The sequence below is a fragment of the Vibrio sp. 1F253 genome, assembly GCF_041439295.1.
GTDB lineage: Bacteria > Pseudomonadota > Gammaproteobacteria > Enterobacterales > Vibrionaceae > Vibrio > Vibrio tasmaniensis_A.
Map to the genome: position 1 here is coordinate 199,379 of NZ_JBGONU010000001.1, position 15,827 is coordinate 215,205.

The 15,827-nt window shown below is 44.2% G+C and carries 16 protein-coding genes; 10 read left to right on the plus strand and 6 right to left on the minus strand.

Annotated features, from left to right (window positions below):
* The first annotated feature begins 147 nt into the window (after positions 1-147).
* The 5 genes from ACED28_RS00915 (at position 148) to ACED28_RS00935 (ending at position 3,363) form a co-directional block, all read left to right on the plus strand.
* Entirely contained in the window at positions 148-981 is an 834-nt protein-coding gene (locus ACED28_RS00915) for an AraC family transcriptional regulator (protein WP_371709080.1), read from the plus strand.
* 104 nt (positions 982-1,085) lie between these two features.
* Positions 1,086-1,814, plus strand: coding sequence for an AzlC family ABC transporter permease (locus ACED28_RS00920; protein ID WP_102257800.1), 729 nt, complete (start codon positions 1,086-1,088; stop codon positions 1,812-1,814).
* Positions 1,815-1,816: 2 nt separating this feature from the next.
* Entirely contained in the window at positions 1,817-2,146 is a 330-nt protein-coding gene (locus tag ACED28_RS00925) for an AzlD domain-containing protein (protein ID WP_009847233.1), read from the plus strand.
* 56 nt (positions 2,147-2,202) lie between these two features.
* On the plus strand, positions 2,203-2,508 hold the full coding sequence (locus ACED28_RS00930) for an NIPSNAP family protein (RefSeq protein WP_102249511.1): 306 nt from the start codon (positions 2,203-2,205) through the stop codon (positions 2,506-2,508).
* Positions 2,509-2,589: 81 nt separating this feature from the next.
* Positions 2,590-3,363, plus strand: a complete 774-nt coding sequence (locus ACED28_RS00935) for a viroplasmin family protein (protein WP_102257801.1) — start codon at positions 2,590-2,592, stop codon at positions 3,361-3,363.
* Between the two features lie 196 nt (positions 3,364-3,559).
* Here the strand turns inward: ACED28_RS00935 and ACED28_RS00940 are convergent, their stop codons facing one another.
* Positions 3,560-4,708 carry a glycosyltransferase family 4 protein gene (locus ACED28_RS00940; protein ID WP_371709081.1) on the minus strand — a complete coding sequence of 383 codons (1,149 nt, stop codon included), beginning with the start codon at positions 4,706-4,708 and terminating at the stop codon, positions 3,560-3,562.
* Positions 4,709-5,004: 296 nt separating this feature from the next.
* Between ACED28_RS00940 and ACED28_RS00945 the strand changes: the two genes are divergently transcribed.
* The 4 genes from ACED28_RS00945 to ACED28_RS00960 all read left to right on the plus strand — a co-directional run bounded on the left by ACED28_RS00945 (position 5,005) and on the right by ACED28_RS00960 (position 8,565).
* Positions 5,005-5,931 (plus strand): glycosyltransferase family 2 protein, encoded by a 927-nt coding sequence (locus tag ACED28_RS00945; RefSeq protein WP_371709082.1) that lies wholly within the window; start codon positions 5,005-5,007, stop codon positions 5,929-5,931.
* A gap of 15 nt (positions 5,932-5,946) precedes the next feature.
* Positions 5,947-7,383, plus strand: a complete 1,437-nt coding sequence (locus tag ACED28_RS00950) for a lipopolysaccharide biosynthesis protein (protein WP_371709083.1) — start codon at positions 5,947-5,949, stop codon at positions 7,381-7,383.
* Positions 7,384-7,519: 136 nt separating this feature from the next.
* The gene (locus tag ACED28_RS00955; RefSeq protein ID WP_029223143.1) at positions 7,520-7,852 is read left to right on the plus strand and encodes a hypothetical protein; all 333 of its coding nucleotides are present in this window, start codon (positions 7,520-7,522) and stop codon (positions 7,850-7,852) included.
* A gap of 98 nt (positions 7,853-7,950) precedes the next feature.
* Positions 7,951-8,565: a LysE family translocator gene (locus tag ACED28_RS00960; RefSeq protein ID WP_017104159.1), complete on the plus strand. Its 615-nt coding sequence runs from the start codon at positions 7,951-7,953 to the stop codon at positions 8,563-8,565.
* Between the two features lie 113 nt (positions 8,566-8,678).
* Here ACED28_RS00960 and ACED28_RS00965 read toward each other — a convergent pair whose 3' ends face one another.
* The 4 genes from ACED28_RS00965 to ACED28_RS00980 form a co-directional block, all read right to left on the minus strand.
* Positions 8,679-9,146 (minus strand): DUF3429 domain-containing protein, encoded by a 468-nt coding sequence (locus ACED28_RS00965; RefSeq protein ID WP_009847224.1) that lies wholly within the window; start codon positions 9,144-9,146, stop codon positions 8,679-8,681.
* Positions 9,143-9,688 carry a glutathione peroxidase gene (locus tag ACED28_RS00970; RefSeq protein ID WP_371709084.1) on the minus strand — a complete coding sequence of 182 codons (546 nt, stop codon included), beginning with the start codon at positions 9,686-9,688 and terminating at the stop codon, positions 9,143-9,145. The genes ACED28_RS00965 and ACED28_RS00970 overlap by 4 nt, the downstream gene beginning before the upstream one ends.
* A 104-nt stretch (positions 9,689-9,792) precedes the next feature.
* Entirely contained in the window at positions 9,793-11,112 is a 1,320-nt protein-coding gene (locus tag ACED28_RS00975; protein WP_371709085.1) for an ABC1 kinase family protein, read from the minus strand.
* Positions 11,113-11,511: 399 nt separating this feature from the next.
* A complete protein-coding gene (locus tag ACED28_RS00980; protein ID WP_371709086.1) occupies positions 11,512-11,898 on the minus strand; it encodes a thiol-disulfide oxidoreductase DCC family protein in 387 nt (128 codons plus the stop codon).
* A gap of 402 nt (positions 11,899-12,300) precedes the next feature.
* Between ACED28_RS00980 and ACED28_RS00985 the strand changes: the two genes are divergently transcribed.
* Complete coding sequence (locus ACED28_RS00985; protein ID WP_371709087.1) at positions 12,301-14,091, plus strand: hypothetical protein; 1,791 nt, start codon at positions 12,301-12,303, stop codon at positions 14,089-14,091.
* A gap of 120 nt (positions 14,092-14,211) precedes the next feature.
* Here ACED28_RS00985 and ACED28_RS00990 read toward each other — a convergent pair whose 3' ends face one another.
* A complete protein-coding gene (locus tag ACED28_RS00990; protein WP_371709088.1) occupies positions 14,212-15,555 on the minus strand; it encodes a sigma-54 interaction domain-containing protein in 1,344 nt (447 codons plus the stop codon).
* Between the last annotated feature and the right edge of the window lie 272 nt (positions 15,556-15,827).

The following is a 15,827-nucleotide window of genomic DNA, read 5'->3' on the forward strand; positions in this document are numbered from 1 at the left end:
CAAGACTTTCCTCCCAGTTAGAAAGCGTTATTAAGGCAACGACAAAAACGGAATTAACAAACAAAAGCGCAATTTTGTACAAAAGCTGAAAGAGCCTATAGAGTAGACTGATAAGTCGCTCGATAATTAACAGGCTTGGGAATTGTTATGGAGAACAAGAAGCGCTCTAAAGAAAAGGCCGAATATAAGATCACAGAAGAGCTCGGTGGCCTTGAAATTCTTGATGCTGAATATGAAAAGCAGAACTTCTCACGCCACAGCCATGAGGGCTACACGCTTGGGGTTATTGAGCAGGGGGCGCAGCGCTTTTATCGAACAGGCGGGCATCATATCGCGCCACAAAATGCGATTATTCTGGTCAATGCCGACGAAGTTCATAGCGGTCACTCTGCCACTGAAGGCGGTTGGGCGTATCGAGCCATGTATCCACTCCCAGAGCAACTTGCCAAGATCACTCAAGAGCTTAACCTACCGAACTACGGTGCGCCTTACTTCCCAAGAGCGGTGGTTGAAGACCCTGAACTCGCTAATCAATTGAGGTTGGTATTTAACACGATTGATGAATCCGACAATCGCTTGTTAAGAGAAACCTTGATGTACGGGATGTTGGTTAAACTGATTAGCCGACACGGAAAATCGCCGCTTACCCCTCTACTAGACGGGAAAACTCAGCGCCAGCTTGTGTTGGTGAAAGAGTTTTTAGATGATTTCCCACAAGCCGATGTGTCCTTAGAGGAGCTGTCTAAACTGGCGGTTTTGAGCCCGTTTCATTTGGTACGTTCTTTTCAAAAAGAGTTCGGCCTTCCACCACATGCGTATCAGATTCAGTCTAGATTGAGGTTATCGCGTAAGTTATTGAAGCAAGGGCATACGATTTCAGATACCGCGCAAGAGTGTGGCTTTCATGATCAAAGCCATTTTCATCGACATTTCAAAAAGGCCAATGGTTACACGCCGGGGCAATACATCAAAATGCTCTAAATCGGACGCATTAATTCGTTCGCGAAATCGAGCAAGTTTGTACAATCGAACCGACTCCACTCTTCTTACATTGAATAGCTAATGTGAAGAGAGAAAAGAATGATATGGATAGTGAAACAATGGATAGACGAACACAGTTATGGAAAGGTGTTTTGGCTGCGATGCCCTTGAGTATTGCGGTAATACCGTGGGGCATATTAGCTGGATCATATGCGATAGATGCTGGATTGAGTCAGCTTCAAGCGCAAGCGATGTCGGCTATTCTATTTGCCGGCTCAGCACAACTTGTCGCAGCAGGGATGTTCAAATCGGGCATTGGGTTAGGGACTATGTTGTTGACCACGTTCTTTATTACTTCAAGACACTTTTTATACAGCGTATCGATGCGTGACAAAATCAGCCACCTTCCTGCTCGTTGGCGTCTATTACTTGGCTTTTGGCTGACCGATGAACTGTTCGCGATTTGTAGTGGCCAATCTCAGCAAGAGTTTAACCGCTGGTACGCTGCAGGTGTCGGTGGTGGTTTTTACCTCGTTTGGAACATCGCGAGCTTCGTTGGCATTGTCGCGGGAAGCCAAATTCCTTCGCTTAATGAAATTGGGCTCGACTTTGCGGTCGCAGCAACCTTTATCGCCTTGGTGTTCCCATTAATCCGAACTCTACCCGTCGTTGTGTGTGTGGTGGTTTCACTGGTCACTTCGGTTGCCATGTCGGTTAACAATATTGAGGGCGGGCTAATGATTGCAGCGATCGCTGGTATGTTAGCGGGCTTTTTCAGCGAATCGTTCCAAGAGCGAAACAACGGTAACAAGACAATCGTGGAGGGGAAATAGAGATGATTTGGTTAACGATATTACTTATGACGGCGATTGTTTTCTTTAGTCGGTATTTGTTTCTTGAGCCTGCAATCCCGCTTCGACTCAATCAAACCGCAAGGCGCCTATTGCGTTATTCAAGCCCTGCGGTACTGACTGCGATTTGGGGGCCAATTGTATTTGCACCAGAACAAACATTTTGGCCAAGCCTTGAAAACCCATACTTGATAGGCGCGGTGGTCACAGGTCTGTTGATTTGGAAAACAGGCAATGTGCTGCTAACGATTGGCGTCAGTATGGGCGTGTTTTTGTTCTATAACCTCGTTGCGGTTGATTACCTTTTTTCTTGAGCTTCAACGTCAACTTCGGCTTTGTGTTTCTCCTATTATTTAAGGGCTGAATAACTATGATTACTTGTTATGTTCGATATGTAATTGATCCTAAAAAGGTAAGTGAGTTTGAGGCATACGCAAAAATGTGGATTCCTCTGGTCGCTAAATTCGGAGGTCAACACAACGGTTATTTCTTACCGTCGGAAGGGGCGAACAATATTGCATTGGCGTTGTTTACCTTTGAAAGTTTGACTGCCTACGAAGAATATCGGGTTAAGTCGCTGAGCGATGCTGAGTGCATTAAAGCGTTTGAATTTGCAGACGAAGTTGATTGCATCGTGAGTTATGAACGCAGCTTTTTTAGACCTGTTTTAGAGTGATAGACCTTGCAACGTATAGCTTGGTGGCATCTAATGTACTGATTCACTATTTGTGTGTTTAGGTTTTGGTAAGGAGTTAGTTTGGCTAAGAAGTATTATGTGGTTTGGAAAGGTCGCACACCGGGTATTTTTACTACTTGGAATGAGTGTAAGTCGCAAGTTGATGGTTTTGCTGGTGCGAGATATAAATCGTTTCCAACACTAGGCGAGGCCGAGTCTGCTTTCGGTGGTAAAACGTCGTCTGTGTCAGGTTCTTCGGCTACAAAGCCAAGCTCTGCGGGGAAGGCGACGAAAGCTAAGGTGCCGCCTCTTTCGGAGCAGCAAATCACAGATATGCCTTTTGATATCAAGATCTTTACCGATGGTGCTTGTGAACCAAATCCTGGTGAAGCAGGGACGGGGTTAGCGGTCTACCAAAACAACCAGTTAACAGAATTGTGGTATGGCTTGTATCAGCCTGTTGGTACCAACAATACCGCCGAGTTACATGGGCTTAAGCAAGCGTTTGTTCTCGCGAAAGAGAAGCTAAACGCGGGTCTCTCTGTAGCGATTTATTGTGACTCTAAGTACTCAATTGATTGTATTACTAAGTGGGCAACGGGTTGGGAGAAAAAGGGCTGGACTAAGTCGGGCGGCGAGATCAAAAACCTCGATATTATTAAGCCTGCGTATGCTCTCTACCAAGAACTGGCTTCAAAAATTACCATCTACCATGTGAACGGACACGTTGGCATTGAAGGTAACGAATTGGCCGATAGAATGTCGATTGTGGCTATTTCATCGAAAGAGCAGGAGCTAGCTCAATATCGTGACATCGAAGATCTTGAGTCTATTTTGGCGCTGCGAGCAGGTTAGCTAGGCTTCTTAATGAAAAGCTAATAAAAGTTACTGAAAGCATAAGTTGCCATCATTAGGCTGTGCTAAGTTGAGCGTTACATTTCAAATCAATGTAGCGCTCTTCTGTTTTTGTGGTGCTCAGTTGTTTTGATGTGCTTAGTAGCTCGTATGGTGCTTAGCCGTTCTTGCGATGCTCAGCCGTCTGAGCTATTCCTTATTGAGCTGGGTTCTCTATCCAACGAGATAATTGCTGAGCTTGTTTGATCGAATTAAAACTGTCTTTCACTCTCTCACGTGCCTTTAAACCCATCGATGTTTTATCGTTACTGCTCAGCTGCGCGAAACGCTCAATCGCTTCTCTTAATTCTTCCACGTTTTTTTCGCTAACCACAAAACCTGTCTCTGGTGAGACGATCTCTTTGCATCCCATGATGTTGGTGGTAATGACGGGTGTTCCCACGGCCATCGCTTCTTTTAAAACCAGTGGCCCTGTATCCACACACCCGGTTTCGGAAAAACAGAAGGGCGCGATTAGGCTGTCATAGTTCGATAGTTTCTCTTTCACCCACTCGTGAGGTTTCGCGCCAAGAAAGGTCACGTTTCGAGCAAGTCCTTTTTCTTTGACCTGCAATTTTAATTGTTGCTCTAAATCGCCAGTACCGATGATATCGAGATGAATGTCGAGAGGTTCGGCAATCGGTGCCAATGCATCAATAAGATGGTGGATACCTTTTTGCTCCACTAATCGACCAAGAAAAACAAAGCGAAGTTGCTTCGTTTCGGTTTTGGGGGTGAGTTGGAATTGTTTGGTATTCACTCCGCAGTGCAGGAGCTTAATGTTTCCCTTAGCCATGGTGTTGAAATCAGTGAGCATGTCTTTGCACACTGCGACCACAAAATCACTCGACGAAATCTTATGTTCAATGTCATAAGCGAACTCGTAAACATCATGACCGTGAGCAACGAACGAACAGGTGATATTCAGCAGCTTTGCCGCGACGATGGCGTGAGCTGTGGTGTGCTGACAGAAATGCGCATGAACGTGTTCGGCGTCGTTTTCCGCGAGTTGCAGCGCTAATTTAAACCCATAAGCGAACAATGACTTTTTGGGCATGCTGGTTTGCTTAGAAACAAAGGATACCGCCCGGAGAAAGCCAAACCAATTGATGCTGGCTATCTTACCCGCCCGAACATCCTTACCAATTTTTATGATGTCATAGTCAAATGACTTTTCACTCTCTTCTATCTCAAATGCCATCACGCAAACATCGTGTCCACAAGCTTTCACCGAGTCGACTTCTGTTTGGATGAAGGTCTCGCTGAGTACAGGATAAGTTGGTGCTATAAATGCTACTTTCTTCATTTTTTGCTCCTTTGACTAATGCTATTAAAGTCAAATAAGCAAGATACGAACCAAGATCAAATCGTAGCTTTGGAGGGCTTTTCGATTGCTTTCCGAAGGTTACCCCTTAAGACGTCGCTCGTTTTCTCAAATTGATAATCAAATTGGAGTTGCAGTTTTTTTGGACATCTGTGTTTTGTCGTCATTTTGAGAATGGACACGTAGGAGACTGATCTAAAAGTGATTTCATAGCAAGCCACTCTCGGCATAGAAGATGCAACGTCAGCCATATAACGTATAAATCTGAGGGCGTCATTATGGCTAAAGTAAGTGTTGTTATTCCTACCTACAATTGTTTGGATTACCTGCCGAAAGCGATTGGTAGTGTACTAAAGCAGACTCATCAAGATGTTGAACTTATTGTCATTGACGATAACAGTAACGATGGAACGTCGACGTATCTCGCTTCGATAGACGACGAGCGTATTATAACCATATCGACGTTGGGTGTTGGTGCGCCTCAAGCGAGAAACCTAGGGATTGAAAAGGCGACAGGTGAATACATCGCTTTTCTAGACGCAGACGACTTCTGGTTTCCTGAAAAAATTGAGCGCCAACTCGAGTTTCATCAACGTTACCCTGATCTCGCGATGAGCTTTACTAACTACGAACACCTGACTGAAGATTACCAAGTGATAGTGGATTGCTTTAGTTACTGGTCGCAATTTCAAGATCAAGACGAGCTGTTCATCAACATCGAGAACCCGCTGGAGTTCATCATTGAAAACAACGTGATTGGAACTTCAACGGTCATGGTGAAAGCGGATGTGTTTTCTCAAACAGACAGCTTTAATCCTGATATAAAATATGCAGAAGATTGGGAACTGTGGCTTCGAATGAGTGAAAGCCATCAGATCGGTGTGTTGAATTCTGTGCAGGTTGGCTACTTGATGAGAGCGAGTTCTGTTACCCAAACTGAAAGTCTTAAACTGACAAATTTGCAGTCTATCGAAACCATTCTTCAACGTTACCAAAATGACAGTCAGCGATGGAACCTACCGACGTCCAGTTTCAAAATTGCAAAGGCAAGAATATTAGAAGGTTACGCCGACTATTACAGAGGCTTACAACAAAACCGACTGGCCATCTCATACAGTATTCGTTCGTTAGTTTTGGCTCCTCAAAAAAGAACTTTACGACACCTTCTTGGGGACTGTAAAAGTTTCCTAATGCCTGCATTGTAGGAATAGGTGACTCCAATGGGTTCATTAAAACAGTCGGCCTATTACGCCATTGGTATCGTGATGATGAAAGGGATCTCGCTCGTGATGATCCCCTATATCACCCATAAGATGACGTTGGTTGAATACGGTTCTTTAGAAGCCATTGTCTTATTGGCTGACATCGGGACGATCCTATTTAGCTTTGGGATTGTTGAGGCAATGTACCGGTATGTGGGCGTCGCTGAGGGTGAAGAAAAGAGAAAGCTTGTCTCGAATTGTTTCACGTTGAGTGTCTTGGTCTGTGTGCTAGGAGGGGCTTTAATTGCTCTTAGTATGCCGTTGTTGTTACTGATGTTGCCCGTCGAGTTTCAACCTTATCAAATCCTACTTTTGCTAATACCGACCATGTTAGATGGTGCGATTTCTATCCCGCTAACATTGATGCGAATGAATGCGATGGCTAAGCGCTTTTGTATGCTAAATGTAATGAAGGCGAGTGTGCAAGCTGCTATGACGTTTGCATTGCTTGAAGCAGGTTATGGCATTGATGGTGTACTAATATCTGCCGCTGTTTCGAGTGTGTTGTTGATGCTGTGTTTACTGCGTTATCAAAGGCAGGAGATGGGCTCATTTGGCAGCCTCAAATACTCCGCTAAGATCCTAAAATTTGGATTGCCCACGTTAGTTGGTGGCGCTTCGATTTACATGATTACAGGGCTAGACCGTTGGGTGATGGCAAGCTTTGTTGGTGTTGAAGAACTTGCAATCTATGCGGTCAGTGGCAAGTTTGCATTGCTGCTTGGCTTGCTACTGCAGCCTTATGCTCTGTGGTGGTTTCCAAATCGAGTGGCCATGTTGCAACAACCTGATGGTAAGAAAGAGTGTGCGGACAGAGCGCTAGTCGGTGTTAATCTGGCCATTGTATTGGGTTGTTTGATGATCCTTACTGTACCTGGTTTTATTACATTGATTTTGCCAAGCAGTTATCAATATGCAGGCACGATTGTTGTAGCACTCTTGGCGATTGGTGTGATTAAGAACGCTGGGGATTACCTCAACCTTGGTTGTTTCAGCGGTCACTCAAGCCAGTCGCAAATGTGGATACAAGGCGGGTGTGCGATTCTAGCTGCGATTGGTTATTTTGTTGTTACACCGAGTTATGGAGTGTGGGGCGTGGTGGTGGTGCTTTGTGGCACTTATGCCGTGAGACTGTCACTGCTCTATATCGTGAGTCAAAAGATGGAGTACTTGCCTTATGAACATCGTAAATGGATGGCTGCGGTGAGTATCGCCATACTTGCGATTACCAGTGACCAGCTTCTTGGTTGGGTGCTGGTTGATGTTCATGACTTTGTTTTAGGCAGTTTTGTGGCAATAGTGACGTTAGTCGCCTTTGTTCGATACTCTGTTATTCCTGTTCCACAAGCGTTGCTCGATAAGCTCACGTTAGGCAAACATTCCCACGTAAGTTGAACCGATTTCACCCAGAGCGAGGGTATTCTGATAAGCGTCTAGGGAAATATGAATTATTAACAATAAAACACTGTTCATAATTGTTTTAATTAGATAGTATTTATAAATCTAGTGAATACTAACTATGGAAAGATATATGAATAAGTGGATGCTGCTCCTCTCTCTGTTTTCAGCTGCCTCTTACAGCGCCTCTGAGTTTTCAAATGAGGGTATTACTGCTCCCGACTTCAATTCACCGGATTTTAAGCCACCTGAAGTTTCTCAACAGGAACAACACAATATCGTTTGTGAAAGTGTCGTTTGTAATTCAATCTCGCGATCGCAGCCCGTTCCTGAAGTGGGCGAAGTACCGGATAGAGAGCCGAATAAAACATTAGAAACGATAGCGAGTGCGATTTTCATCGCGGGCGAAATTGGTATTGCAGAGAATTTGATTGAACCAGACGAAGAGCATTATATTGTCGAGTAATGATTAATTAAAATTGCGGCATGTGAAGCGGTAAATACAGAGCTTTCTGCATTCGTTCATTGATTAAATATTTACGAAGTTTTTAACAAGGACGAAAAATGGAAATCTGGAAGTTAATGCTATTCATCCCCGCTTGTTTCGCGCTCAACATGACACCGGGCCCAAACAATTTGTTATCAATGAACAACGCTCGTTGTTACGGATTTCAGGCCTCCTTTGTCGCTGGTCTAGGAAGAATCCTTGCTTTTTCCGGCATGATTGCTTTGGCTGCATCTGGTTTAGCGGTTGTGCTTTATACTTCTGAAACGCTGTTTTTCCTGATCAAATTATTTGGTGCAATGTATCTGTTGTGGATCGCGTTTAACCTATGGCGATCTCAAGCCAGCCCGGTCGCGGATATCGAGCGAAATAAGAACTGGTTTGGTCTTGTTAAACAAGAGTTCGCACTCGCTGCGGGCAATCCAAAAGCGATACTCATTTTCACTGCATTCCTTCCTCAATTTGTCGATGTTTCTGCGAACGTAAATACTCAATTCTTTGTTTTGGGAAGTACGTTTCTTGTATTAGAAATGCTCGCAATTTCTATCTATGCAGCCTTTGGCTTATATCTACGGCATTGGTTTTCAAAACCTCAAATGGCCAAGCGCTTCAATAAAGCATGTTCTGTGTTTCTTGCCTTGTCTGGTGCGAATTTATTGGTGAGTCGTCAGTAGAAATTGACTGGTTTGTGAGTTGTATTTGTCGATGGTTTTGGTGCCATTAAAGAAGAGAGTGCCTATCTAGAGCCCGCATCTTGATGCCGGTTTAAATATGGGCGTATGCACGCCTAGGTCAACATCACGATACCGTGCATTAATACGACACTAGAGGTCAGTCGGGTTCGCATATCAAAGTAGCCGTCGGGGCCTTCACTTTGATTCTCTTCTCTCATTGACCTTTCCGCTCGCCAAACCGCAATGTAGCCTAAGATCAGAATCAGAGTGGTGAGGAACTCTTGTTGCTCACCGAGTAGCACCGCTAGCCACGCTGCCAACACAATAACATTGCTAAGAATCAGAGCCTTGTTGCTGGATTGGCTTTCGAAGTTCTCTATCCCATTGCCCCACAAGATGCCCGACAAAAAGCTCAAGATAACCACGCTGTAGGTGATGAAGAGTGTTTCGCCGCTCAAGCTAAAGAATTGCCTGTCGGTGAGTGATAACAGTAGGCCGAATAAAAAGGGGATTAAACCCATATAACCGAGCTTGGCCATGGTGTTGCGTGTTTGAGTTGTCTCCATGTAATCTAACCTCATAACTGCTGCTCTATTGCATTTTTGAGGGTGCTACTGGTTGGCGATGTAGAACTCGGGAAGGTTGCTATCACTTTGCCTTCTTTGCTGACCAAGAACTTGTAGAAATTCCATTTCGGTTTGATACCGGCTTGTTGTTGGATTTCGGCAAAGACTGGATTTGCGTTTGGCCCAGAGAGTGACGCGCGCGCCATCATTGGAAAGGTGACGCCATAATCTAGGTAGCAGATTTTTGCGGATTGCTTCTCGCTTCCTCTGTCTTGGCGAAAATCATTACTTGGGAAACCAACAACCGTGAACCCTTCATCTTTATACGTTTGGTGAAGCTGCTCTAGTTGCTCGAACTGAGGCGTGAAACCGCATTGGCTTGCCGTATTCACGATTAATAAAGTCTTACCTTGGAACTCTTCACACAGCTCAATTTCTTCGTTTGAATTTAGCAGCCTTTGTTTGCCGTTGAGTATCTTAGGGCAGCTTGCTGAAAAAGCGAATGAACTCGTTAGGCTCGCGATTAGGGCGGTGGAGCACAGCAGTGAATGTTTCATAAGTCTGACTCATTTTAATTGGCGTAACTGTTATTACTGTTCAGCGACTTGAAATGATCACTTTAAAGGCCAGAATCGCTTAAATATCAGCTATCGCTTAAGTGTCAATTGTTGCTTAGCAAATAGGGCGCCACCAAGCGCCTGATATTCACCTTGGCTCCAAGGCGAGATGCCAGCAGGTACATGCCTCCAATCTTTCGGTGGAGGAATAGAGCGTCTGCTGGTGGCGTGTGCCAATACTCTTGCTCCATGCTGAGTATGGTTCCCGCTTCACGAAGCCTTTGGGCTAAACCACTGGCTTTGAAGTCGTAATCTTCATCGACAAGCATGGGTTCACAGGCCATTTTCACTAAGTTGAGAATCGCTTGGCGCTGGTCTGGGAGGATGGTCTCGCTAAAAAATCCAATCTGCTCTAACGCCTTGTTGAGTCCTTGTTCATCGTGAGTAATCACAGAGGTAAAAGCCAAACGATAGCCATCACTGAAGCGGCCGCTGTATTCTCGGGTTGCCCCAAAATCTAACAGCCCAATCTGTCGCGTGTTTTCAACGTAAAGATAGTTGGCGAAGTTGGGATCGGTTTGCACCATCTTGAAGTCGAATAACTCTCTGAACAGAAGCTCGAGCAAGCTGTGCATCACAAAATCACGGGTGCTTTGATCATAACCTTCAATTTGCTCTATCGAGATGCCCTCAATGAAGTCCATGGCGAGCACCGATTCTGATGAGATTTGCGTATGAATCTTAGGCACGACGAAGTGAGAGTGCTCTTTTAATGCATTTTGATAACGAGTCGCGTAGTCAGCCTCGCGAGCATAGTCGGCTTCATCATGTAGTTGTTTTTTCGCCTCTTCTAACAAGCCTTTGTAATCGACTGACTTTGGTATCAACCCAACAATATTGAGCAATGTACCAACGTTGTCCACATCACTGTCGATGCTTTTTCGAATGCCTGGGTATTGGACTTTGATGGCAAGTTTGTCTCCCGCATCACTGTAGGCTTGGTGAACTTGTCCGATGGACGCACTGGCGATCGGTTTAAAGTTGAAGGAAAGAAATTCTGCTTTCCAGTTGATGCCGAGTGAGCTTTCTAACACTTGGTTGAGCTGCTTTGTTGGCAGAGGATCTGCGTCTGAGCGCAGGCGAGAAAGAATATCGGCTAATTCAGGTTCTAAGACATCGCCTGCATCCATTGATAGCATCTGCCCCAGTTTCATTGCTGCACCGCGCAGGTGTGCGAGTTGATCGGTTAGCCGAGCAATGTTTTGTGGCGTTAGCAGTAAGTCTTTTGCTTTGGGCCTGTTGCCTTGTGCTATTTGCTTGGTGCCTTCCGTTAGCACATTACCTGCGACCCTTGTTGCCAACGAGGCAAACTTACTGAATCTAGAAATTCGATGAGTGGGAAGGTTTCTCTCTTTTGCCGACATAAAGGTTCTCACTTAGTTATCAAGATTGATACCAATCGTAGTAAATAACTGTTCACCCTAGCTTGTTAAAAATCTCGATAACGTCGTTAGATTTTTTGATTGTAGAATAACTACTTATCGAAAAAAGCCGCCTTGTTCTCCAGCTTTTTCCCTGCGCTATTTTTGACCACTTACTTACTGTGATTGGTATGACTACAAAGTTCTATAAATCATTACCCAACCGAATGTTTTGTTGTGGTAACTTGTCTCACGAAACAGTAAACAGAATTTAAAGGACAAAACATGAAGTTTATTTGGTTGAAAGTTGCCGTCACGGTATTGGTATTCGCAGCACTGTTTGGCATCGTTTACTACAAAGTCGCCAGTGGTATATCTTAATTCCAATGCAATTTAGTACAGCTATTTAGTACAGCTGTTTCCGTTGCAGCGTGACTTCCCAGTTAGCCAAAAAGAGACTTTATATCGGTTTTTCGCAAACCGCAGATAACACCAGTCGGCCATTGGCTTAAATATTGCCCAGCGCAATGGGGCATATAGCCAACCTTTGCCCACCAGCTTCCACGCTTGGTAGGTCACGTCTAACCCCAGCAGTAATTTCCCATTCTCATCGAGTGCATGCAAAATCGTATTAGCTGCCTCTGCATCTATCTGCGGGTAGTCTGAAAACGCCTCACTGTAGATATCGATGGTTTGAATCTGTTTTTTGGTATCAGATTTAGCCAGTGCCGCCATCTCTTTCGCGCATAACGGGCATGTCCCATCGTAAAATATCGTAAGTTGTGTCATCGTCTGTTCGCCTATCATGTCACGACCTGAACCTTCAGTTACCCGTTAAGTCGGCACCCGTCAATTCAATCGCTTGTTATTCAATAATCTAGCAATGGCTACGTTATTGCACCTTTTAAAGATCACTTACCTTGTATCCAAAGCTCTAAGAATGTCTGACGTAGACACTTTGTTCATCCTTTCAAGTCCTTGATTGTTTGGTCAAATCTCTGGTTTATGGACAAAGGATAACAAAGCGTCCAATAAAGGTTTGCCTTCAATATATAAACATCAATCAATTCAACAAGTTGAACTTGGCTTGGAATATGCTCTATCGAACCTACGAATTGCTAATGGATTTTCTCCAATTTGGGCATGGCAGAAAACCCTAAAAGCATAAGTATGGATAAATGGAGAGAGAACATGAAGGTTATAAATTATTTACTTAGTGTGCTTTTGTTGTTTAGTAGCCCCCAGTTGGTGTGGGCTACTGTTGATGTGATGGAACTTGATGGTAACGCGACCAGTGATAATAGTGGTATTGATTGGGATGACGTAAATGATCCCAACAGCACGGTTGGGATTGCGGAATTTTTCCAAAAAGACCGTAACGGTATCGACCAAATCTTTTGGAAGGGTGGATCAAAAGATGATTCCGACATTACAGATTGGGCGTTCCGTACCGCGTCACCACAACCAAAAGATGACTTTACCAATGCGTATGCCGCTGCCTTTGAAAGCGAAGGTGACTTGCTGATTTACTTTGGTGCAGACCGATATGCGAACAATGGTGATATGTACATTGGCTTCTGGTTCTTACAAGACCAAGTAGGGTTACCGGATGGGAAAACTAAGGGCGACTTTGTTGGACAGCATATCAATGGAGACATCCTTGTGCTGATTTCATTCCCACAAGCAAGTGGCGGTAATCCGTATATAGAAGTGTTGCAGTGGGATTTAAATAATGGTGATGTCACCGACAACATGACGAGAATTTTCCAAACGGACGGTGACCCTAAATCGAATGACTTCGTTGGTGCAAGATGTGGCAGTGGTGCTGTCGGTGTCGAGAAGATCTGTGCGATTTCAAATGATGATTCTATCGGGGCAATTGCTCTACCCAATGTACAAGGTTGGGACTATCTCGCGAAAACGGGTGAAACAACCTCTATTCCGACAGAAAGCTTTGTGGAAGGTCGATTAAACTTGTCAGCTCTGTTGAATGATGAGTTTGGTATTGAGGATATTCCTTGTTTCAGCAGCTTCTTAGTGGAGTTACGAGCTTCTCGTTCGATTGATGCATCTTTGGCTGACTTCGTTGTCGGTTCATTCAGTTTATGTAGCATCAATATAGCGGCGACTTGTAACACAACCAGCTTTACGGTTGATGGTATGTTCAACATAGATTACACCGTGACGGTCACCAACACTGGCCCTGGTTCGTTAGGCACCAATGGTGACTACGAAGTGGCCTTTTTATCTGAGTCACCAATCTTAGGTGCGCTTCCAGTGGTTGGTAACGGCGATGAAGTGTGGAGTGTCGGTGAGTCATTCGCAATCATGGGGAATTATCTGTCTGTAAATAACGGTGCCGTCGGCGTGATAGATGGTGCGGTGGATCTTGATGGGCTTATCGTGAATGCTCAAGCGCCAGTGGCCTACAATTGTCCACCAATAGACTTGAGCCCGATGGTTGAAATTTCTAAGGTGTGTAATAGCTTCTTAGAGGTTGATGGCGGTCAAGTTGTGCTTAAGAAAACCTATGATGTTGAAATATGTAATACTGGTGATATCCCATTGGCCATTGAATCGCTGGTGGATTCTAAGGATGACTCTTTGAGCCGTTCTGATTTACCGGCTGAAGTAGTCAACAGCAGTTATTACCTCGACTTTGCTTTACCTTGTGATGATCTTGAGGATGTGACCACATGTGGTGCTGGTAATATGTGTAGTGCATTAAGTGCCGATCCTGAGTTGTTTGCTTGTAAAACAGGTGAAGGAGAGTGGATACCGAACTTTGGTGATGCGATTGGCCAAGTGTGTACACAAGTAAGTAAAACTTATGCGCCAAATGTGTTACCAACCGGAACTGCAGGAATGCTATCTAATCAAGTGACAGCAACGTTTGACTCGCTGTTCTTGCAACAAGCATTTATGGAAACATCGAACATTGCAACCTGTGATGTTTGTCCATTTACTGTTCCTGAGCCATAAGTACTTTCATTAATTGAGTACGACTAAACTCTAAAGCAGCCTAGTTTGTTAGGCTGCTTTATTAGTTATTAGTTATTAGTTATTTAGTTATTTAGTTATTTAGTTAGCTAGTTAGGCGACTTAAATTACTATCTGATGTTTCTTGATCAGCTTGTATAAGGTTGTCCGAGAAATAGACAACGCTTTAGCGGATTGGGAAATATTGTAGTGGTGTTGCTGAATCACTCGACGAACATTTTTTGAAGAAAGTCGAGTGTCACTCTTAGTATCGGGCGACGCGTCTTTTAATTGAATCCCCATATGACGAGTAGAGAGGGCGCTTGAATTAGAAAGAACAATCGCCCTTTTTATGCAGTTGAATAACTCTCTAACATTGCCCGGCCAATGGTACTGTTTCATTTGCTCAAGGGTGTCACTAGGCAGTTTGGTTTTGGATGCGTAATTGTGCTTCAGTTCAAATCGAACCAAATCTTCAATGTCTTCTTTGTGATCATTGAGTGGTACTAGGTCTAATGGAAGTACATTGATGCGATGAAAGAGATCCTTTCGAAATTTACCCGCAGCAACGGCTTGTTCGATATTGACGTTGGTGGCGAAAATCACACGGCAATCTACGGGCAATTGGTTGTTACTGCCGAGTCGCTCTATCAAGTTATTTTCTAGAAAGTGGAGTAAGTAGGTTTGCAGCGACAGTTCAAGGTCGCCGATCTCATCCAAAAATAGCGTGCCACCATTCGCTCTTTCCACGTGTCCGACGTAGCGTTTGTTTGCACCCGTGAACGACCCTTTTTCAAAGCCAAATAACTCTGAGTGAATCAGGGATTGTGGAATTGCGCCACAATTTACAGCGATGAAAGGTTTTTGACTGCGGGCTGAGGCCTCATGTATTAAACGCGCACATAGGCTTTTTCCTGTTCCGGTTTCCCCTTGAATCAGCACTGGAAAATCGTTGTTAGCGATCTTGGCTATTTTCTTTTTAAGTTGTTGGATGGTTCTGGATTGCCCTACCAATTGACATTCATGGCACGAGGCAGGCTTAGGTTTAGTTTGCTTGGTGTCTACCATGCCATACGCATGCCCTAAATTTCGACAAAGCCATTCTGTATCAATAGGCAGGTGGTAATAATCCCAAAAGGTTTGCTTAATGAGTGATAAGTTGCGGCTTGGTGGTTGGTTGCAGATAGCGATTGCTTTTAAACTTGGAGAGTGAGCCTTTAACGCTGATATTTGCTCACATTGTTTGTCGATTGAGGATGATGTTAGACAAGAAACCACAATTGGTGCGTAGCTTTCGCTGCGTGTCTCGAGTAAGTGAATGGCCTGTTCGGTCGTTTCTGCAACTTGAGCTTCCCAGTTATGGAGACGCAGTTCTCCAACCCACTGACTATGGTGCAGGCATGCGGTGTTGCATAACAAAATCACAGAACGAGTTATTGGCTCAGGTGATACTCTTTTTGATGGCATTGTGCTCACTCTTCATGTTTCGATGTCCATGATGAAACCTTCAGTAAGCCCCCTAAATATCCCATAAGCTTAGAAGCAAAATTCAATTAATTCGAGTACACAAATTTGACGGTGTTTAGCTGACAAGTGGGCATTTTTTCAAGCGAGAAAGTTAATCTGGTGCTTTACTTACTGATATTCATGCTATTAGTAAATATATTCACGGATATCGTGTTTTTACTTTTTGTTTGCTGATGAACACACAGTAAACCCCGCGCTAATCACTAACGATA